The organism is Streptomyces sp. NPDC021020, from assembly GCF_044333285.1.
Classification (GTDB): domain Bacteria; phylum Actinomycetota; class Actinomycetes; order Streptomycetales; family Streptomycetaceae; genus Actinacidiphila.
The window spans coordinates 541,672-560,905 of the sequence record NZ_JBIRQQ010000003.1 but is presented as its reverse complement, the minus strand read 5'-3'; the positions used below and the strand labels follow the sequence as shown (position 1 = coordinate 560,905).

Sequence of the window (19,234 nt, the reverse complement as noted above, 5' to 3'; positions counted from 1 at the left end):
GTGTCCGCGCCGGCCTCGCGCACGGCAACCGGATTTGCGCCGCCGCCTCCTGCCGCGGCCGGGCCCGTCAGTCGAGGTAGCCGCGCAGTTGGTCGGCGAAGGTGTGGTCGCGGAGCTTGTTGAGGGTCTTGGACTCGATCTGGCGGATGCGTTCGCGGGTCACGCCGAAGAGGCCGCCGATCTCCTCCAGGGTGCGGGGGCGGCCGTCGGCGAGGCCGTAGCGGAGCTGGACGACGCGGCGTTCGCGCTCGCCGAGGGTGGACAGGACCGCTTCGAGGTGCTGGCGCAGCAGGATGAAGGCGGCGGTCTCGGCGGGGGACACGGCGTCGCCGTCCTCGATGAGGTCGCCGAGCGCGACGTCGTCCTCCTCGCCGACCGGCGCGTGCAGCGAGACCGGCTCCTGGGCGAGCCGCAGGACCTCGCCGACGCGCTCGGGGGTGATGTCGAGCTGCGCGGCGACGTCCTCGGCGGTGGGCTCCTGGCCGCGCTCCTGGAGCAGGCGGCGCTGGACGCGGATGACGCGGTTGATCAGCTCGACGACGTGGACGGGGACGCGGATCGTGCGGGCCTGGTCGGCCAGCGCGCGGGACATGGCCTGCCGGATCCACCAGGTCGCGTACGTCGAGAACTTGTAGCCGCGGGTGTAGTCGAACTTCTCGACGGCTCTGATCAGGCCGAGATTGCCCTCCTGGACGAGGTCGAGCATCGTCAGGCCGCGTCCGATGTAACGTTTCGCCACCGAGACGACCAGCCGCAGGTTCGCCTCGATGAGCCGCCGCTTCGCGACCCGGCCCAGCACCACGATGCGGTCCAGGTCGACCGCGAGCCGCGAGTCCAGCGCGGGGAAGGCGGCGAGCTTCTCCTCGGCGAAGAGCCCCGCCTCGACCTGCCGGGCCAGCTCCACCTCCTGCGCCGCGGTGAGCAGCGGGATGCGGCCGATCTCGCGCAGATACTGCCGGAAGAGGTCGGCGGACGGGCCCGCCGGGTCCGCGCGCGGGCGGGCCGGGAGCGGTGCGTCGACCGGCTCGCCCTCGTCGTACGGAGCGGTGCCGGGCTCGCCGTCCGCCGGGTGCGGCTCCGGCCCCGGGCCCGCGGCCCGCTGCTCCGGCACCCGCGCGCCGGGCTCGGGGGCGTACGGCAGGTCCGGCGGCGGATCGGGTACGGGGGTGAGCACCGGCCGCGCGGGCGGCACCGGGATCTGCGCCTGGGGCTGCGTGTGCGTCTGCACGGATCGACCTCCGCGGTGAGCGCGACATTGGGCTCTTCAGCGGGCTCGGAGAGGGCTCGGGAGGGGCACCGAGGCGGGCTCTGGGCCGTCCTTCAGTGTGGCGCACACACCGCTCCCGCCACGAGGGTCGTGCGGGCGGTTTTTCGGCCTTCCGTCACGCTTCGCGTACGGTCCGATCACACGGCCCCGGGCGCGGTGCGGCTCAGAGCGCCGCGGCCCCCTGGCCGCGCAGCCGCTGGCCGTACTGCTGGAGCGCCCACAGCTCGTTCTGCGCCGCGACGAACTCGGGCGCGTCCTCGCGCACCCCCTGAGCGTTCAGCCGGGCCTGCGTGGCGAGGACCTGGGCGACACGCCGCTCCACCGCGTTCATCCGCACCCGCACCAGCACCTCGCCCGCGTAGAACTCCGGGCTCTTGTGCATGACGGGCTCCACCGCGAGCTCGGTGACCATCATCCGCACCGCGTCGTCGGGCGCCAACTCCCGTACCCGGGTGAGGTATTCGGCGTCGGCGAACTCCACCCCGCCGGCCTCGGCGATCACCCGGCGCACCTGCACGTAGGGCGGGCCGGTGAATTCGTCCTCACCGTAGGCGTCGAAGGCCGGCGAGACGAGCGCGGGGAATTGCAGGGCCAGCTTGAGCAGTTCGCGCTCCAGGCGGTGCGCGGGGCTGCGCAGGTCGAGACGCGGGCCGCGCGGCGCGTTCTGCGGCGGGCCCGCCGGGCGCCGTTCGGGGCCCCGCCCCGTGAAGTCCGGCCGCACGGGGGCGCCTTGGCCGGCGGCGCGGGAGCGCGCCAGCGCCCGCACCCGGCGGATGACCGACTGCTCCTCGGCCTGCGTGGCCATACCGGCCATACCGAGCAGCCGGATCGCGTAACGGTCGCGCAGCGCCTGGTTCTTGATCGCCGCGACCACCGGCACCGCCGCGTCCAGCGCCGCGACCCGGCCCTCGTCGGTGTCCAGGTTGTAGCGCGACACGATCGAGCGCAGCGCGAACGCGAACAGCGGGGTGCGCCCCTCGATGAGCCGCTGCACCGCCGAGTCGCCCTCGGCGAGCCGCAGCTCGCACGGGTCCATGCCGCCGGGGGTGACCGCGATCGACGTCTCGGCGGCGAACTTCTGGTCGTCCTCGAACGCCCGCAGCGCCGCCTTCTGCCCCGCCTCGTCACCGTCGAAGGTGAAGACGACCTCGGAGGTCGCGTTGTCCATCAGCAGCCGGCGCAGGATCTTGATGTGGTCGCCGCCGAAGGACGTGCCGCACGTCGCGATCGCGTTCGTCACCCCGGCCAGATGGCACGCCATGACGTCCGTGTAGCCCTCGACCACGACCGCCCGCCCGGTCCTGGCGATCTCCTTCTTGGCCAGGTCGATCCCGTAGAGCACCTGCGACTTGCGGTAGAGCGGGGTCTCCGCGGTGTTCAGGTACTTCGGCCCCTGGTCGTCGTCGCGCAGCTTGCGCGCGCCGAAGCCGATCACCTCGCCGGTGATGTCCCGGATCGGCCAGATCAGCCGCCCCCGGAAGCGGTCGATCGCCCCGCCCCTACGGCTCTCCAGGGCGAGCCCCGCGGTGATCATCTCCCGGTCGGAGAAGCCCTTGCCGCGCAGGAAGCGCACCAGCGCGTCCCACCCGGCGGGCGCGTAGCCGACGCCGAAGTGGCCGGCCGCGGCCTGGTCGAAGCCGCGGGCGGCCAGGAAGCGCCGGGCGATCTCCGCCTCGGCGCCCGCGAGCTGCTCGACGTAGAAGGCCGCGGCGGCGCGGTGCGCCTCGACCAGCCGGATCCGCTCGCCCTGCTGGCGGCCGGGCACATGCCCGCCCTCCTCGTACCGCAGGGTGATCCCGGCCTGGCCCGCGAGCCGCTCGACGGCCTCGGTGAAGGACAGGTGGTCGACCTTCATGACGAAGGCGAGCGTGTCACCGCCCTCGCCGCAGCCGAAGCAGTGGAAGAGCCCCTTGGACGGGCTGACCTGGAAGGACGGGGTCTTCTCGTCGTGGAAGGGGCACAGGCCCTTCAGATTGCCGCCGCCGGCGGACTTCAGCTGGAGGTATTCGGAGACGACCGCGTCGATCGGGACGGCGTCGCGTACCGCCTTCACGTCGTCGTCCCTGATCCTGCCCGCCACGCCAGAAGTCTACGGCCCGGCTCGGACAGCTCGGGACGCCGCCGGCTCGCGCGTCAGTCCCGCAGCAGATCCTTGGTCACGAAGTCGTAGTGCAGGCCGCTCGGCTCCAGCAGGTATTCCTCGCCGACGCGCTCGAAACCCATGTGGCGGTAGAAGTCGCTCGCCGAGGTGCGGCCGTGGCACCAGGCCAGGGCCGCGCCGCGGGCCGCGCACTCGCGCAGGCCCGCGGTCAGCGCGGCGCCGCCGAAGCCCTGGCCGCGGACCTCGGGGGCGCTGCCCATGCCGCGGAAGCGGTAGGCGGTGGCCGCCTCGCCGGGAAAGGTGTCGGGGAAGAAGGTGGCGCAGCCGCGGACCGCGCCGGCCTCGTCGTAGGCGGCTATGTGGAAGGTGCCGGGGAGCGCGTCCTCGGGGTAGACGGCCGTCTCCCGCGGCAGGCCGGTACGCAGCACCGCCCAGCGCAGCGCGAAGATCTCCTCCACCGCGACGACGGCGGTGCGCGAAACGGACATCGTGACTGTCCCTCCTGGTCGGGCCCGGGTCTCCCCAGGCCTTCCCCAGGGGTTCACTCCACGAACGAGGGTAGCGGCACGTTCGGATCCGACAGGGCCTCGGGGTCGACGGCCCGGCCCGAGCGGATGAGCTGCTGGATGGGCTCGGTGACGTCCCACACGTTGACGTTCATGCCCGCGAGCACCCGGCCCTCGCGCAGCCAGAAGGCGATGAACTCGCGCTTGCCGACGTCCCCGCGGCACACCACCTGGTCGTACGACCCGGGGGCGGCGTGCCCGGAGAACTCCATCCCCAGGTCGTACTGGTCGGAGAAGAAATACGGCACGCGGTCGTACGACACCTGCTGCCCGAGCATGGCGCGGGCCGCGGCCGGGCCGCCGTTCAGCGCGTTCGCCCAGTGCTCGACGCGCAGCCTGCGGCCCAGCAGCGGGTGCTCGGCGTTCGCGACGTCGCCGGCGGCGAAGATGTGCGGGTCCGAGGTGCGCAGGGACGCGTCCACCGCGACGCCGCCGCCCTCCTCGCGGGGCGCCAGCGCCAGGCCCGCGGCCTCCGCCAGCGCGGTGCGCGGGGCCGCGCCGATCGCCGCGAGCACGTCGTGCGCGGGGTGCTCCTCGCCGTCGTCCGTCAGCGCGGCCAGCACCATGCCGTCCTGACCGGTGATCTCCGTGAGCTTCGCGCCGAAGTGGAAGCGGACGCCGTGCTCGGTGTGCAGGTCGGTGAACACCGCGCCCAGCTCGGGCCCCAGCACCGCGTGCAGCGGCGTCGGGCCCGGCTCCACGACCGTGACCTCGGCGCCGTACCCGCGGGCCGCGGCGGCCACCTCCAGGCCGATCCAGCCCGCGCCGGCGATCACCAGGTGGCCGTTCTCCCGGCCCAGCGAGGTCAGCACGTGCTTGAGCCGGTCGGCGTGCGCCAGCCGCCGCAGGTGGTGCACCCCGGCGAGGTCCGTGCCCGGGATGTCCAGGCGGCGCGGCTCGGAGCCCGTCGCCAGCAGCAGCTTGTCGTAGATCAGCGTGGTGCCGTCGCCGAGGCTGATGCTGCGGGCGTCCTTGTCCAGGTGCACCACCGGCTGCCCCAGGTGCAGCTCGACGTCGTGCTCGGCGTACCAGCCCGGCTGCTGCACGAAGGCGGAGTCGCGCCCCGCGCTGCCGGTGAGGTAGCCCTTCGAGAGGGGTGGGCGTTCGTACGGGTGGTCGCGTTCGTCGCCGATCAGTATCACCCGGCCGGTGAAACCCTCGGAGCGAAGGGTCTCCGCGGCTTTCGCCCCGGCGAGCCCCGCCCCGACGATCACGAAGGTCTGGTGTGCGTCCACCACTGTGCGCCTCCCCTGCCGGTCTTTCCTTATACGCGAGCGTCCCTTACGGCGAGGCCGTCGGGAAGTGTGCCGCGCCGAACGATCATTGTGACCGCTCCGGGGTGGGGGTGCGGTTCGTTGCGCGACCTTGCCGCCAGTGGGGGCTGGCCGCGCCGTTCCTCGCGCCCCCGGCGTACCCGGCGGGGCATCGCGCACTGCGTGCGGGGGTGGGGTCGGGTGCCGGCACGGGGCACCTCCTCGGAATGCGCGTCTGACCTCATGGGGGTAGGTGGCGGGTCCTGCGTGCGCATTCCTGCGGGGGCACCCCGCACCGTCCCCCTCCCGGGGTCTCGTGGGCGGCTGCCTGCCGGTGGGGGTGATGTTTTCGGGGACTGTCCCGCGTGAGGCACGGCAGCGTGGACGCACGGCGGGCCAGCCGCCGACGGCGATCGGCCCCCACAAGAAGGCGTGCACCCGCCCACTACCTGCACGGGTGGTGCGGGCGGGAAACACCCGCACCGCCAGGCGCGGGCGCCGCGGCGGGAAAGCCGCCGACGTACCCCCGCGGGGGAAAGCCGCAAGCTCACCGCGGGGGGAGAGGGGGCGTGAGGCGGGGGTAAAGGGGCGAGGTGCCCGGGGAAATCCGAGGGCAACCGAGAAGCTGCATCCTCGAGGGTATGAGGATGACGCAACCCCCCGCGCTGGTGGCCGTCGCGCACGGCAGCCGGGATCCCCGGGCGCTGCCCGCCGTACGGGCGCTGGTGGAGCGGGTCCGGGCCGCCCGGCCCGGGGTGGAGGTGCGGCTCGGGCACGTGGAGCTGGACGAGCCGCTGCTCGGCGACACGCTCGCCGCGCTGCGCGGCCCCGCCGTGCTCGTCCCGCTGCTGCTCGGCCGGGGGCACCACGTGAAGCACGACCTGCCCGCGGCGCTCGCGGCGGCTCCCTGGGTGACGGGGACGGTCGCGGCGCCGCTCGGCCCGCACCCGCTGCTCGCCGAGACGCTGCACGACCGGCTGCTGGCCGCGGGGTGGGACCGCGCCGGGCAGGCGGTCGTGCTGGCCGCGGCCGGGTCGCGGGATCCGCAGTCCGCGGCGGACACCGCCCGTACCGCCGCGCTGCTCGCGGCCCGGCTGGGGGTGCCGGTCGCTCCGGCGTACGCCTCGGCAGCGGCGCCCACCGTGCCGGACGCCGTCGAAGCGCTCGCGCACCGGGGCATCGCCCGCGACAAGATCGCCGTGGCCTCGTACTTCACCGCGCCCGGCCGCTTCGCCACGCAGACCGCGGCCGCCGCGCCCTGGATCGCCGCCGACCCGCTGGGCGCGCACCCGGCGATGGTCCGGCTGGTCCTGCGGCGCTACGACGAGGCCACCGCCGCCCTGCCGCGTACCGGCTCCCACCGCCTGGCCCACGCGGGCTGAAGCCGCCGGTCCGGCAGCGGTGACGCCCACCGCCCGGCCCACGCCGGCCGAACTCCCCGTTCGCGGCGCCGGGCGGTTACCGTCGGCCGTATGGAGAGCCATGACGCCCGGGGCGAGCCGCACGGCGGCTACCGGGCCGCCGACGCCGAACGGTACGTGCCCGAGCCCGACAAGCGGCCCGGCCGGACGGCCTTCCAGCGCGACCGGGCGCGCGTCCTGCACTCCGCCGCGCTGCGCAGGCTCGCCGGGAAGACGCAGGTCGTCGACCCGGGGGTGAGCTCGGGCGCCGTGCCCGACACCAGCCCGCGCACCCGGCTGACGCACTCGCTCGAATGCGCGCAGGTCGGCCGCGAGCTGGGCGCGGCGCTCGGCTGCGATCCCGACCTCGTCGAGACCGCGTGCCTCGCGCACGACCTCGGGCACCCGCCCTTCGGGCACAACGGCGAGATGGTCCTCGCCGAGTTCGCCGCCGGCTGCGGGGGCTTCGAGGGCAACGCGCAGAGCCTGCGGCTGCTCACCCGGCTGGAGCCCAAGCGCTTCGCGCCCGGGAATGTCAGCGTCGGCCTCAACCTCACGCGTGCCGCGCTCGACGCCGCCACCAAATACCCATGGCCGCGCGAGGGGCGGCCCGGTGATCCCGGCAGCCCGAAATTCGGGGTCTACGAGGACGACCTGCCCGTCTTCCGCTGGGCCCGCGAGGGCGCGCCCGAGGGGCGGCAGTGCTTCGAGGCGCAGGTCATGGACTGGTCGGACGACGTCGCCTACTCCGCCCACGACCTCGAGGACGGCCTCCAGGCCGGCCACATCGACCCCCGCGCTCTGCGCTCGGCCCCCGAACGCGCCGACGTCTTCGCCTGCGCGGCCGCCCGCTACGCCCCGCCCGGCACCGCCCCCGACGAGCTGGCCGAGGCCCTCGACCGGCTCCTGGCCCAGCCCTGGTGGCCCGACCACTACGACGCCACCGCCCTCGCACAGGCCCGCCTCAAGGACGCGGCCTCCCAGCTCATCGGCCGCTTCTGCCTCGCCGCCGAGGGCGCGACCCGCGAGCGGTACGGCACCGCCCGGCTCACCCGCTACGCCGCCGAGCTGGTCGTCCCGCGCGAGCAGCGGCTCGAATGCGCGGTGCTCAAGGCCGTCGCCGACCGCTACGTCATGCAGCGCGCCGCCCAGGCCCGGCGGCGGGCCGAGCAGCGCGTCGTCATCGCCGAGCTGGCCGCGGCGCTGCTCGCCCGAGCGCCGGAGGGGCTCGATCCGCAGTTCGCCGCGTTGTTCGCGTCCGCGGGGGACGACCGCGGCCGGTGCCGCGTGATCGTCGACCAGATCGCGTCCCTCACGGACGCCGCCGCGACGACCCTGCACGCCCGCTTGAGCTGAGCGCACCGGGGTGGGTGGTCGCGCCGTTCTCCCCCGGAGCTTCGCCTGGGAGGTACCCCCACGCGCCCCTTTTCGCGGCGCGCCGCTGGGCGGATCGGGCGCCGCCACAGGGCACCTCCTCGGCGTGGGGCGGGGTGCAGTGGCGTGACCTGCCCGAACGGTTCGGGCCGCAGCCGACGTCCGGCGCGCATCAGCATGCGGCCGGAGCCCGCACCGACCCGCCTCCGGCGCCGGGATCACAAGGGGCCGAAGGAGAGCGGCCGAATGCCCCTCCAGGCCCGGTCGTCCTGCGCCGCAAAAAGAGCTTCACGACGATGCCCACCCCGGACAAGTCCTAGCTGACGGCGACGGTGAGGACATAATGCGTCTCGCCGCCGAGCACGAGCCGGCCGGCGTGGTAGGCGAGCGCGTACGGCAGCAGGCAGGGCGTCGCGGTGGCGGCGACCGGGTGCGGCATGTCGCACGTGAGCGAGTCCGCGCTGGAGTAGCGGTGCCTGGCGACCATCTGCGCGCTGCCGGGACGCAGATGGACGACATACTCGTCCCCCTTGCCCCTGGCGTGGACGTAGACGCCGTTCGCGCCGTCACCGGCCATCCACAGCAGGCGCAGCGAGGCGAGGCTCTCGGCCACGCCCGCGGTCCGCGCCGGCAGGGACGGCCGGACGGCCGTACCGCCAGGGGCGATCGTGACGATGTCGCCGACCGTTTCCTCGCCGGTGGGCGCGGCGGCGGCCACCCACGCCGTGCCGGTGCCGTCCACCGCGCTGCTGGGGAGGATGTCCGGGTGCCTGCCCTTGGACGGGGTGCCGGGTGCCTGGTAGACGCGGGTCAGCCGGGCGTCCTTGAGGGACCACACGACGTCGCCGTCGGCCAGCAGCACGGACCCGTCGGGGCGCTCGCCGAAGGGCGTCGCTCCAGTGTTCCCGAAGTGGAAGCCGGTCGCGGGGGCGGAGGCCGGCACGGGTGCGTCGGGGTCCCGCTCCGGCCCCGCGGCGCCGGCCAGTACGGTCGCCGTCCCGTTCGGCTTCAGGCTGACGACCGTGCCTGCGCGCCCGGTCACGAAGGAGCCGTCGGACCGGACGACCAGGCCGTCCCAGTCGCCGGTCTGCGGGCTGAGGACCATGCGCACCGTCCTCCTGCCGTCGATGCCGACCAGGTCGGCACCCAGCCCGTAGACCGTGCCGTCGGGGCCGAAGGCGAGGCCGTAGACGCTGCCCCCGAAGCCGAGCCAGGCGACCCGCTCCCCGGGGTCGTCCTCCCCCGCGTCGACCAGCACCGCCACCTGCCCCCTGACCGGCGCCTTCCAGCCGCCCCCGCCACCGCAGCCGGCCGCGGCGGCGAGGACGAGGGCGAGGAGCGCCACGGCCGCGGTCCTACCGCGTCGAGCCATTGTCGAATGACGTCCTCCATGGCGATGTCGAGGCTGTCCAGTGCGTTCGACGTCGGCGGCAAGAGCGGCGGCCAGGTCCTGTAAGCGGTCGGCGAGTTGCCTTACGCGGTGCGGTTCCACACCGGCGAAGTCGTTCACGGGTCCCCCAGGACGACGGTTGCGGTCAGGCGTCGACACCTTAGATCCGCCCGTAGCTGTGCGGACCGAGAAGCCATTGCATACATTGCATGCAATACTGGGGGCGTGCAGCAGACGGAAGAAGCCCGCGCGCGGCTGCGCGCGATGATCGTCGGGGGTGAGTACGCCCCCGGGCAGCGGCTCACGGAGACGCAGGTCGCCGCCGCGCTCGCGATGAGCCGGACGCCCGTGCGCGAGGCCCTGCAAGGGCTCACCGCGGACGGGCTGGTCCGGAGTGCTGGGGGGCGCGGCGTCGTGGTCGCCGTACTCGACGCCGCGGCGCTCCGCGACACGTACCGCGTCCGCGCCGCCCTCGAAGCGCTGACTGCCGAGCTCGCGGCGGAACGGCAGGCCGCGGGCCTGATCGCCCCGGCCGAGCTGACCGCGCTCGCCGCGGAGGCGCACCGCACCGAGGAGGCGACCCTCGCGGGCCGCTTCGCGGAGGCGGTGCTCGGCAACCGCGCCTTCCACACCCGCATCGCGGCCCTCGCCGCGAACGCCCCCGCGCAAGGAGCCCTCGACCGGCTGTGGGACCAGATCGTGGTCTCCACGCGCGCGTCCCTCGACCCTCCGCACCGGCCCGCGCAGGTGAACGCCCAGCACCGCGAGCTGGTGTCGGCGATCACCGAGGGCCGGGCCGCGGACGCCGCCGCGGTCGCGCGGCGGCACGTACTCGACACCTGCGGCTGAAAGGACCCGCCACCATGGCGTCAGCGAATGTGCACTCCTACCGCACCGACCTGGTGTGGACCGGCAATCTCGGTACGGGCACGAGCAATTACCGGGCCTACGAGCGCGGCCACGAGGTGTCGGCGCCGGACGCGCCGGACGTACCGGTGCTGCTCGGCTCGTCCGACCCGGCCTTCCGGGGCGACAAGTCGCGCTGGAATCCCGAACTGCTCCTGCTGGCCGCACTGTCGCAGTGCCACATGCTGTCGTATCTGCACGTGTGCGCGGTCAAGGGCGTGACGGTGACGGCCTACACGGACCGCGCCGAGGCCACGATGACGCAGACCCCGGACGGCGGCGGCCACTTCACCGAGGCCGTGCTCCACCCGGCGGTCGAGGTCGCGGACGCGGCCTCCGCGGCGCTCGCGGCCGAGCTGCACGAGCAGGCGCACCGCCTGTGCTTCATCGCGAACTCGGTCAACTTCCCCGTGCGGCACGAGGCTTCGGCGACGGTCCTCAGCCGGTAGAGACCGTGAACCAGTTCGCGCCGCCCTCGCCCTCGTCGAAGTCCTGCCCGGGCCAGAGCCGTTCGCATTCGGCGGCGGCCGCGCGGATCGCGGCGCCGCTGAGGCCGACGACGCCGGCGGGCCCCCCGGGGTCGCCGACCGTCACCGTGACGGGGCCGTCCGGCGGCAGCGGGTGGACCCAGTAACGGGACTCCCACAGGGAGGAGTTGCCGCTGCCCCCGAGCTCCATGAGGGTGATGGGCGTACGGCCGTCGCGGCTCACCACGGCCGGGGCGCCGTGCGACGGACCGCGCCGGATGCGCCCGTCGCCGTACGCGACCTCGATGGGCAGGGCGTCCGGCACCGGCTCGAACCGGGCGGTGGGCGGCCGGCCGGGGCCGCGTACCACCCGTACGACGAAGTCGAAGCCGTTGGGGAAGGCCCGCAGGGAGCCCACCCACACGGCGAGGGTGCCGGTCCGCAGGGCCACCCCGCCGCCCGGCACCCCGACCGGCAGGGCGTCACCGGGCGGGCGCTCCCCGCCGAGGGAAGTCGGGACCGCGCCGCTCATGTCCATCTCCCCACTGTCGCACGGGAGGAGAAGGTATTCAACGAAGCGTCAGATACGTGCGGTTGCCCCGCGGGGCGCCCCGGCGTTGTGCGCCAGGGGGGCGCCCCACGGGTCGAACGGCCCCTGGGTCAGGGGGTGTTGTTGGCCAGCGCGAGCAGCCGGGCGGCGCTGGCGCTGAAGCGGTCGCGGTCGACGGCGCCGGAGATGCCGGAGACCGAACCGGAGTCGCTGTACTGCCAGAACGTCCAGAACGGGAAGCCGCTCGGGATCGTCGGGCTCGCGGCGGTCGTCCAGTGCGCGACCCACAGCGGGCTCTTCGCGGACATGCCGCCCCAGCCGCCGGTGCAGCTGTTCCACCAGCTCGGGCTGGTGTAGATCACGACGTCACGCGTGGTCTTGGACTTGTAGGTGTTGTAGAAGTCCAGGATCCAGGACTGCATCGCCGACGCGGACTTGCCGTAGCAGCCGCCTTCGAGGTCGAGCATGCCCGGCAGGGTGAGGTTGTCCGCGGACCACGCGCCGCCGTGGGTGGCGAAGTAGGTGGCCTGCGCCGCACCGCTGGAGAGGTCGGGGCGGGCGAAGTGGTAGGCCCCGCGGATCACCTTCGCGTTGTAGGCGTTGAGGTAGTTCGCGTTGAAGTTCGGGTCCTTGTAGTCGGTGCTCTCGGTCGCCTTGATGTAGGCGAACTGGATGCCCGCGGACTTCACCGACGACCAGTTGATGGAGCCCTGGTAGTGCGAGACGTCGATGCCGGCGGGGTAGCTGGCGTCGGGCGACATCACCAGGTCGTCACCGGCGGGCACGGCGAGCTGCCCCTTGGTGTCCTGGGCGTAGCCGGCGCCCATGTAGCCCTGGCCGAGCGGGATGTTGTTGCCCTGGGAGACCTTGGCCTGGGCGGTGGCGGGCGCGGCGCCCGCGGGGCCGGCCGAGAGGGTGGTGGCGAGCGCCACGCTGGCCCCCACGGCTGCGATCGCCATCAGATTCCGGGTGCGGGGAAGCATAGCTTTCCTCCTGAGCGCGTCTGTGTGGCACGGAACACGGGCGTGCTGTTCGCTGCGGATCATTGACCGCGGAGCTGGCGTTGTTGTGAACGCGTCATGAGTGAGACATGAAGCGTCCCGTGACGTAAAGGGGTTTGGGGAATCGGCAGAGGTCTGGACCACGCGGGGAGCGGCGGGCGTGCGAGGGTGTCGCAACGCGCGTAGAACTTTCACCGCGGTGAAAACCCCCCGAGCCCCGCCACGTCACCCGGCGGGGGCCTCCAGGGCGCGCGTCACACCCGGCTCCTTCGGGCCCAGGAAGCGCGGGGCGGGGTGCAGCGTCGCGTCCACCGCCGCCTTGCCCGCGGCGAGCAGTTCACGGGCGCCGCCCGCGTACCACGTCCTGTCGTGCGGCTCGTCGACGCCGACGCCGTAGACGCTCAGGCCCGCCGCCTCGCACAGCGCGAGGGCCCGCCGGATGTGGAAGTCCTGGCTGACCAGGATCGCCTTGTCCACCCCGAAGACGCGCTTCGCGCGGCTGCACGAATCCCAGGTGTCGAAGCCCGCGTCGTCCACGACGACCCGGGCCTCCGGGACCCCGCGCGCGACCAGGTACGTCCGCATGGCGCCCGGCTCGTCGTACGTCGTACGGCTGTTGTCGCCCGTGACGAGCAGCACCCGCACCTTGCCCGCGCGGTAGAGCGCGAGCGCGGTGTCGAGCCGGTGCGCGAGATACGGCGAGGGGTGTCCCGCCGGGGTCAGGCCCGCGCCGAACACGACGGCCACCGGCGCGGCCGGCACGTCCGCGAGATCCCGCACCCGCCCGCCGCCCGCGAGTTGCACCCACACGGCCGGCAGCAGCGCCAGCGTGCACACGCCCGCGGCCGCCTGCACGAACCGCCGCTGCCCCTTGCGGGTCCGCAGCCCCCGCCCCCACGTCCTGAGCCCCATCCCGTACCCCCTCACCCCTCTTGACGTCCCTTCCGCCCTCCGGGTTGCACCCGCCCACGGACCGCCCTCCTCACGCGAGGTGGGCGTCCTTCAGGGGCGCGGGGCACCGCAAGGCGCAGCCCGGCGCGTCACGCCGAGCGTGAGCGCAGGCGGCGGAGCATGCGGGCGTCCTGGAAGCCCACCGCGCGGGCCGCGGACTCGACCGTCGCGCCCCGCGCGATGAGGTGCTCGGCGCGTTCGAGGCGCAGCTCCTGCTGGTAGCGCAGCGGCGTACGGCCGGTCGCGGCGGTGAAGCGGCGCGTGAGGGTGCGTTCACTGAGGCCCGCCGCGGCCGCGAGGTCGCACAGCGCGAGCCGCGCGGCGAACCGCGTGTCCAGGACGTCCTGGACGCGGTGCACCGCGTCGCTCACGTGCGCGCGGTGCCTGAGCATCGCGCTCGCCTGCTGCTCGTCGCCGTTGCGCCGCGCGTACACGACCATCTGCCGGGCGACGCGCGCGGCGGCGCCCGGCCCGTGCGTCCCGGCGACGAGGTGCAGCGCGAGGTCGATGCCGCTGGCGATCCCGGCGGAGGTGACGACGCGGCCGTCCACGACGTACAGCACGTCGCGGACGACGTGGGCGCGCGGGTAGCGGCGGGCGAGTTCGTCCTGGAGGTCGTGGTGCGTGGTGCAGCGGCGGCCGTCGAGGAGTCCGGCGCGGCCGAGCGCGTCGGCCCCGGCACAGACGCTGGCGACGGTGCCGCCCGCGGCGTGGTGGGCGTGCAGCCAGCGCAGGGTGGCGGGGGCGAGGGCGCCGTTGTCGCGCAGGCTGTGCGAGCGCCAGCCGGGGACGACGACGAGGTCGTCCGGGGTGAGCGCGGGGAGGATGGGGTCGGCGTGCAGCACGACCCCCTGGGCGGTGGGGACGTCTTCCTGCTCGGCCGCGTAGTGCAGGGTGTGGCCGAGGCCGTAGTCGGCGGCCGTGGAGAAGACCTGCGCGGGCCCGGCGAGGTCGAGCAGGTGCAGCCGCGGTACGAGCAGGAAGACCACCCGGGTCACGATCCGGTCAGCTCCTTGAGGGTCGTCACGGTGGCGAACCGTCCGGCGAGCGCGTACTCGGTGCGGGCGATGACGTCCGCGGGCAGCAGCGTACGCGGGTCGGCGAGCACCTCGGCGAGCGGCCGTCCGGCGGGCGCGTCGCGGTGCTCGATCGGCTCGGTGGCGGTGGCGTCGGTGACGAAGGTGACGTCGTAGCCGAGGTCGGAGGCGAGCCGGGTGGTGGTCTCGACGCACTGCTCGGTGCGGATGCCGCACGTGACGAGGGCGCGGATGCCGCGCTCGGTCAGGATCTGCTGGAGGTTGGTGGTGGTGAAGGCGTTGTGCGCGGTCTTGGTGAGCAGCGGTTCGCCGTCCTGGGGGTCGAGGCCGTCCATGAGCCGGACGTGGCCGTTCCCGGGGTCGAAGACGGTGCCGGTGCCGGGCTCGGCGTGCAGGACCCACACCACGAGGTGGCCGCGCTCGCGGGCGTGGTCCACGAGCGCGGCCACCTTCTCGGCCACGTCGGGGTCGGAGGCTGCCTGCCAGCTCTCGCGCTGTCGGAAGGACTCCTGGACGTCGATGACGACAAGGGCGGTGGGTACGGTCCCGGTGGATGTCATGGGCCGATCCTCCGCCGCCCGGGGACAGCGCGGCCAGACACGATCACGCCCCCTGGCGGAACGATCCGGTCAGCGCCCGGCGGCCCCGCGCTCACCCGCTCACAGCCGCCGCTGAGAGCGGATGAGCGCACCGTTCCCTTCGGGTAATGGCGGGGATCCGGGTGGGTAACAGCCGCGGCCCACCGTGGTGGCACGGGCGACGACGGAAGGTTCTGACCATGGCTGCCACTACCGCTACCGCGGACACCCCGGACACCACGATCGTGCTCGTCGGCCACGGCATGGTCGGCCAGCGCTTCCTCGAAGCGCTCGCGGACCGGGGGGTGACCGCGTGGGCGCGGGTCGTCGTGCTGTGCGAGGAGCCCCGCCCGGCGTACGACAGGGTCCACCTGACGTCGTACTTCTCCGAGGGCGCGAGCCCGGAGGAGCTGTCGATGGTCGAGGACGGCTTCATGGAGCGGCACGGCATCGAGCTGCACGTGGGCGATCCGGCGGTGGCGGTGGACCGCGACTCCCGTACGGTGACGGCCCGTTCGGGGCTGGTGGTGCGCTACGACACGCTGGTGCTGGCGACCGGCTCGTACCCGTTCGTGCCGCCGGTCCCCGGCAAGGACGCGGCGGGCTGCTTCGTCTACCGCACGATCGACGACCTGCTGGCGATCGAGGCGTACGCGAAGGGGGTGACGAGCGGCGCGGTCGTCGGCGGCGGGCTGCTGGGGCTGGAGGCGGCGGGCGCGCTCAAGGGGCTCGGAATGGACACGCACGTCGTGGAGTTCGCGCCGCGGCTGATGCCCGTGCAGGTCGACGAGGGCGGCGGGGACGCGCTGCGGCGCCGCGTCGAGGGCCTGGGGGTGAGCGTGCACACGGGGGTCGGCACGCAGCGCGTCACGGTCGGCGAGGACGGCCGGGTGGCGGGCATGGAGCTGTCGGACGGCTCCGAACTGCCCGTCGGCATGGTGGTGTTCTCCGCCGGTGTGCGGCCGCGGGACGACCTGGCGCGGGCCTGCGGGCTGCCGGTCGGGGAGCGCGGCGGGATCGTCGTCGACGAGCAGTGCCGTACGCCCGCGGACCCGGCGGTCTTCGCGATCGGCGAGTGCGCGCTCGCGGCGGACGGGCGGGTGTACGGACTGGTCGCGCCCGGCAACGAGATGGCGGAGACGGCGGCCAAGTCCATTGCCGGGGACGCCGGTTCGTTCACCGGCGCGGACCTGTCGACGAAGCTGAAGCTGCTGGGCGTGGACGTCGCGAGCTTCGGCGACGCGCACGGCGCCACCGCGGGCTGCCTGGACGTGCGGTACTCCGACGCGCGGTCCGGTGTCTACCGCAAGCTCGTGGTGGCCGCGGACGGCACGCTGCTGGGCGGTGTCCTGGTCGGGGACGTGGAGTCGTACGGGGTGCTGCGGCCGCTGACCGGTTCGGTGCCGCCGGTGGCGCCCGAGCACCTGGTGCTGCCCGCGGGCGCGGGCGCCCCGGTCGCGCTGGGCCCGGCGGCGCTGCCGGACGAGGCGGTCATCTGCAGCTGCAACAACGTCACCAAGGGCGCGATCCGCTCGGCCGTCACCGACCACTCCTGCACCGGCATGCCGGAGGTGAAGAAGTGCACCAAGGCCGGGACGAACTGCGGCAGTTGCCTGAAGGTGCTGGGCCAGCTGGTGGACGCCGAGCTGGAGGCGTCCGGGGTCGAGGTCGACAAGGGCCTGTGCCCGCACTTCGCGCAGACCCGCGCCGAGCTGTACGAGATCGTGCTGGCGCTGCGGATCTCCTCCTACCGCGAACTGCTCGACGGGCACGGCCGGGAGGGCGCGCGCGGCGGCGAGGGCTGCGAGACGTGCAAGCCCGCCGTCGCGTCGATCCTGGCGTCGCTGGCGCCCACGGTCGGCGCGAGCGTGCACGTCCTGGAGGGCGAGCAGGCGGCGTTGCAGGACACCAACGACCACTTCCTCGCCAACATGCAGAAGAACGGCTCCTATTCGATCGTGCCGCGCATCCCGGGCGGCGAGATCACCCCGGAGAAGCTCATCGTGATCGGCGAGGTGGCCCGCGACTTCGGCCTCTACACGAAGATCACCGGCGGCCAGCGGATCGACCTCTTCGGCGCCCGCGTCGAGCAACTGCCGATCATCTGGGCCCGGTTGGTGGACGCGGGCTTCGAGTCCGGCCACGCGTACGGCAAGGCGCTGCGGACGGTGAAGTCCTGCGTCGGGCAGACGTGGTGCCGCTACGGCGTGCAGGACAGCGTCCGGATGGCGATCGACCTGGAGCTGCGCTACCGGGGCCTGCGCTCGCCGCACAAGCTCAAGTCGGCGGTGTCGGGCTGCGCGCGCGAGTGCGCGGAGGCGCAGAGCAAGGACTTCGGGGTCATCGCGACCGCGAGCGGCTGGAATCTGTACGTCGGCGGCAACGGCGGTGCCACCCCGCGGCACGCCGACCTGCTGGCGCAGGACCTGTCGGACGCCGAACTCGTCCGGCTCGTCGACCGCTTCCTGATGTTCTACATCCGCACCGCCGACCGGCTGGAGCGCACCAGCGTGTGGCTGGAGCGCATCCCCGGCGGCCTGGAGCACGTACGCGACGTCGTCGTGCACGACTCGCTCGGCATCTGCGACGAGCTGGAGGCGCTGATGGCCGCGCACGTCGCCGGATACCGCGACGAGTGGGCCGACACCATCAGCGACCCGGAGCGGCTGAGCCGCTTCGTGTCCTTCGTCAACGCCCCGGACACCCCCGACCCCACGGTCCGCTTCGTCCCGGAGCGCGGCCAGATCAAGCCCGAGCCTGTGCTCCTGAGCCTCACGGAAACGGTGACCGCATGACTGCCACGACCGACCTCACGTCCCCGCAGCTCACCGCCGCCGCCCCCGGCGGCACGGTCGAACTGCGCACCGCCCAGGGCTGGTTCGCCGTCTGCCCGGCGGACACCCTGCAGCCCGGCCGCGGGGTGGCCGCGCTGCTGCCGGACGGCCGCCAGGCCGCCCTCTTCCGCGACCGCGCCGGGCGGATCTACGCGATCGGCAACGTCGACCCCTTCACCGGCGCGGCGGTGCTCAGCCACGGACTGACCGGCTCGGACGGCGAACGGCCGTACGTCGCCTCGCCGTTGCTCAAGCAGCGCTTCGACCTCACCGACGGCCGCTGCCTGGACGAGGACGGGGTGGCCGTGGCCAGCTACCCGGTCCGGGTGGGCTGACCACATGGCCCGGAAGTCGAACCACCCCGCTGCGAACCTCAGTTGGCGACTCCGTCGGCCTGCTCCGGGACGGCGGCGGACGCGGGGGCCGCGGTGCTGCTGCGCTCCACGAGCCGGGTCGCCAGGTCCACCCGCAGGGTGCTGGGCTCGCGGCCGCGGCTGAGGTCGAGAACGAGCCGGGCGGCGGCCTCGGCCATCTCCGTGAGCGGCTGCCGCACGGTGGTCAGCGGCGGGCTGATCCAGGTGGCCAGCGGCAGGTCGTCGAAGCCGACCACGCTGAGGTCGCGCGGGATGGACAGGCCCAGCTCGCGCGCGGCCTCGTACAGGCCGACCGCCTGGAGGTCGTTGCCGGTGAAGATCGCGGTGGGGCGGTCGGGGCGGCGCAGCAGTTCCAGGCCCGCGGTGTAGCCGGCCTCCTGGTGGAAGTTGCCCGGGACGACGAGGCCGGGGTCGAAGCGCACACCGGCGGTCTCCAGCGCGGCGCGGTAGCCGTCGATCCGGGCGCGGCTGCACATCATGCCCGCGGGCCCGCCGAGCACGCCGATCCGGGTGTGGCCGAGGTCCAGCAGGTGGCGGGTGGCGGCCAGTCCGCCCTGCCAGTTGGTCGCGCCGATCGCGGGCACGTCCTCGCCGGGGTCGCCGGCCGGGTCAAGGACCACGAACGGTATGTCGCGGCTGATGAGCTGCGAGCGCTGGGCCGGGTCGAGCCCGGAGAGCACCAGGATGACGCCGGTCGGGCGGCGCGCGAGCACACCGTCCACCCAGGTCTGGCCGGGGCTGAGGCGTCCCGCCGACTCCGAGAGCACCACGCTCAGGCTCTCCTGGCCCGCGACGCGTTCCACGCCCCGGATGACCTCCATCGCCCAGGAGCTGTCCAGTTCGTGGAAGACCAGGTCCAGCAGCGGGGCGGGCTGCATGCTGCCGCGGCGGCGCTGGTAGCCGTGCTGCCGCAGCAGGTCCTCGACCCGGCTGCGGGTGGCGGGGGCGACGTCACCTCGGCCGTTGAGGACTTTCGAAACAGTCGGAGCCGAGACCCCGGCGGCGCGGGCGATCTCGGCAAGCGTCGCCGTGCCCTCGCCGGTGGCTCCCGACTGGTCATCGCGCGAGGGCTGGGGAATCGTGGCACTCATGGCAAGGATCGTAGCCCGGGGGCACAGGGCCCGTCCGCACCGTGTCACACCTGATGCACAACAGGGGCACCAAAAGATTCGAATGGGCAGCCGA

General features: G+C 73.9%; 17 protein-coding genes. 6 read left to right on the top strand and 11 right to left on the bottom strand.

All coding sequences use genetic code 11. The annotated features are described in order from the left end of the window. Positions 1-67: 67 nt before the first annotated feature. The 4 genes from ACH4SL_RS10875 to ACH4SL_RS10860 form a co-directional block, all read right to left on the bottom strand. Positions 68-1,228, bottom strand: a complete 1,161-nt coding sequence (locus ACH4SL_RS10875; protein ID WP_398443582.1) for an RNA polymerase sigma factor — start codon at positions 1,226-1,228, stop codon at positions 68-70. A 202-nt stretch (positions 1,229-1,430) separates the two neighbouring features. Then, on the bottom strand, positions 1,431-3,347 hold the full coding sequence (gene dnaG, locus ACH4SL_RS10870; RefSeq protein WP_398443580.1) for a DNA primase: 1,917 nt from the start codon (positions 3,345-3,347) through the stop codon (positions 1,431-1,433). 53 nt (positions 3,348-3,400) lie between these two features. Further along, positions 3,401-3,856 (bottom strand): GNAT family N-acetyltransferase, encoded by a 456-nt coding sequence (locus ACH4SL_RS10865; protein WP_398443578.1) that lies wholly within the window; start codon positions 3,854-3,856, stop codon positions 3,401-3,403. 53 nt (positions 3,857-3,909) lie between these two features. Then, positions 3,910-5,172 carry an NAD(P)/FAD-dependent oxidoreductase gene (locus ACH4SL_RS10860; protein WP_398443576.1) on the bottom strand — a complete coding sequence of 421 codons (1,263 nt, stop codon included), beginning with the start codon at positions 5,170-5,172 and terminating at the stop codon, positions 3,910-3,912. A 656-nt stretch (positions 5,173-5,828) separates the two neighbouring features. Here ACH4SL_RS10860 and ACH4SL_RS10855 point away from each other — a divergent pair. Next, entirely contained in the window at positions 5,829-6,569 is a 741-nt protein-coding gene (locus tag ACH4SL_RS10855) for a sirohydrochlorin chelatase (protein ID WP_398443574.1), read from the top strand. Positions 6,570-6,659: 90 nt separating this feature from the next. Continuing rightward, a complete protein-coding gene (locus ACH4SL_RS10850) occupies positions 6,660-7,943 on the top strand; it encodes a deoxyguanosinetriphosphate triphosphohydrolase (protein WP_398443572.1) in 1,284 nt (427 codons plus the stop codon). Positions 7,944-8,277: 334 nt separating this feature from the next. On the opposite strand, the gene ACH4SL_RS10845 is transcribed toward ACH4SL_RS10850, so the two are convergent. Continuing rightward, positions 8,278-9,333 carry a hypothetical protein gene (locus tag ACH4SL_RS10845; RefSeq protein WP_398443568.1) on the bottom strand — a complete coding sequence of 352 codons (1,056 nt, stop codon included), beginning with the start codon at positions 9,331-9,333 and terminating at the stop codon, positions 8,278-8,280. 243 nt (positions 9,334-9,576) lie between these two features. On the opposite strand from ACH4SL_RS10845, the gene ACH4SL_RS10840 reads away from it, so the two are divergent. Both ACH4SL_RS10840 and ACH4SL_RS10835 read left to right on the top strand, forming a co-directional pair. Then, complete coding sequence (locus ACH4SL_RS10840) at positions 9,577-10,200, top strand: GntR family transcriptional regulator (protein WP_398443566.1); 624 nt, start codon at positions 9,577-9,579, stop codon at positions 10,198-10,200. Positions 10,201-10,214: 14 nt separating this feature from the next. Continuing rightward, entirely contained in the window at positions 10,215-10,706 is a 492-nt protein-coding gene (locus tag ACH4SL_RS10835; protein ID WP_398443564.1) for an OsmC family protein, read from the top strand. Here the strand turns inward: ACH4SL_RS10835 and ACH4SL_RS10830 are convergent. The 5 genes from ACH4SL_RS10830 to ACH4SL_RS10810 form a co-directional block, all read right to left on the bottom strand. Then, on the bottom strand, positions 10,696-11,256 hold the full coding sequence (locus ACH4SL_RS10830; RefSeq protein ID WP_398443562.1) for a hypothetical protein: 561 nt from the start codon (positions 11,254-11,256) through the stop codon (positions 10,696-10,698). The two genes, ACH4SL_RS10835 and ACH4SL_RS10830, sit on opposite strands and share 11 nt — an antisense overlap. A 128-nt stretch (positions 11,257-11,384) precedes the next feature. Beyond that, the gene (locus ACH4SL_RS10825; protein WP_398443560.1) at positions 11,385-12,257 is read right to left on the bottom strand and encodes a GH25 family lysozyme; all 873 of its coding nucleotides are present in this window, start codon (positions 12,255-12,257) and stop codon (positions 11,385-11,387) included. A gap of 243 nt (positions 12,258-12,500) precedes the next feature. After that, positions 12,501-13,187, bottom strand: a complete 687-nt coding sequence (locus ACH4SL_RS10820; RefSeq protein WP_398443557.1) for a vancomycin high temperature exclusion protein — start codon at positions 13,185-13,187, stop codon at positions 12,501-12,503. A 128-nt stretch (positions 13,188-13,315) separates the two neighbouring features. After that, positions 13,316-14,224 (bottom strand): GlxA family transcriptional regulator, encoded by a 909-nt coding sequence (locus tag ACH4SL_RS10815; protein ID WP_398443554.1) that lies wholly within the window; start codon positions 14,222-14,224, stop codon positions 13,316-13,318. Continuing rightward, entirely contained in the window at positions 14,221-14,823 is a 603-nt protein-coding gene (locus ACH4SL_RS10810) for a cysteine hydrolase family protein (RefSeq protein WP_398443552.1), read from the bottom strand. The genes ACH4SL_RS10815 and ACH4SL_RS10810 overlap by 4 nt, the downstream gene beginning before the upstream one ends. 218 nt (positions 14,824-15,041) lie before the next feature. Between ACH4SL_RS10810 and nirB the strand changes: the two genes are divergently transcribed. Both nirB and nirD read left to right on the top strand, forming a co-directional pair. Next, complete coding sequence (gene nirB, locus ACH4SL_RS10805) at positions 15,042-17,636, top strand: nitrite reductase large subunit NirB (protein WP_398443549.1); 2,595 nt, start codon at positions 15,042-15,044, stop codon at positions 17,634-17,636. After that, the gene (gene nirD, locus ACH4SL_RS10800) at positions 17,633-18,010 is read left to right on the top strand and encodes a nitrite reductase small subunit NirD (RefSeq protein WP_398443547.1); all 378 of its coding nucleotides are present in this window, start codon (positions 17,633-17,635) and stop codon (positions 18,008-18,010) included. The genes nirB and nirD overlap by 4 nt, the downstream gene beginning before the upstream one ends. A gap of 38 nt (positions 18,011-18,048) precedes the next feature. Here the strand turns inward: nirD and ACH4SL_RS10795 are convergent, their stop codons facing one another. Beyond that, the gene (locus ACH4SL_RS10795) at positions 18,049-19,140 is read right to left on the bottom strand and encodes a LacI family DNA-binding transcriptional regulator (RefSeq protein WP_398443545.1); all 1,092 of its coding nucleotides are present in this window, start codon (positions 19,138-19,140) and stop codon (positions 18,049-18,051) included. Between the last annotated feature and the right edge of the window lie 94 nt (positions 19,141-19,234).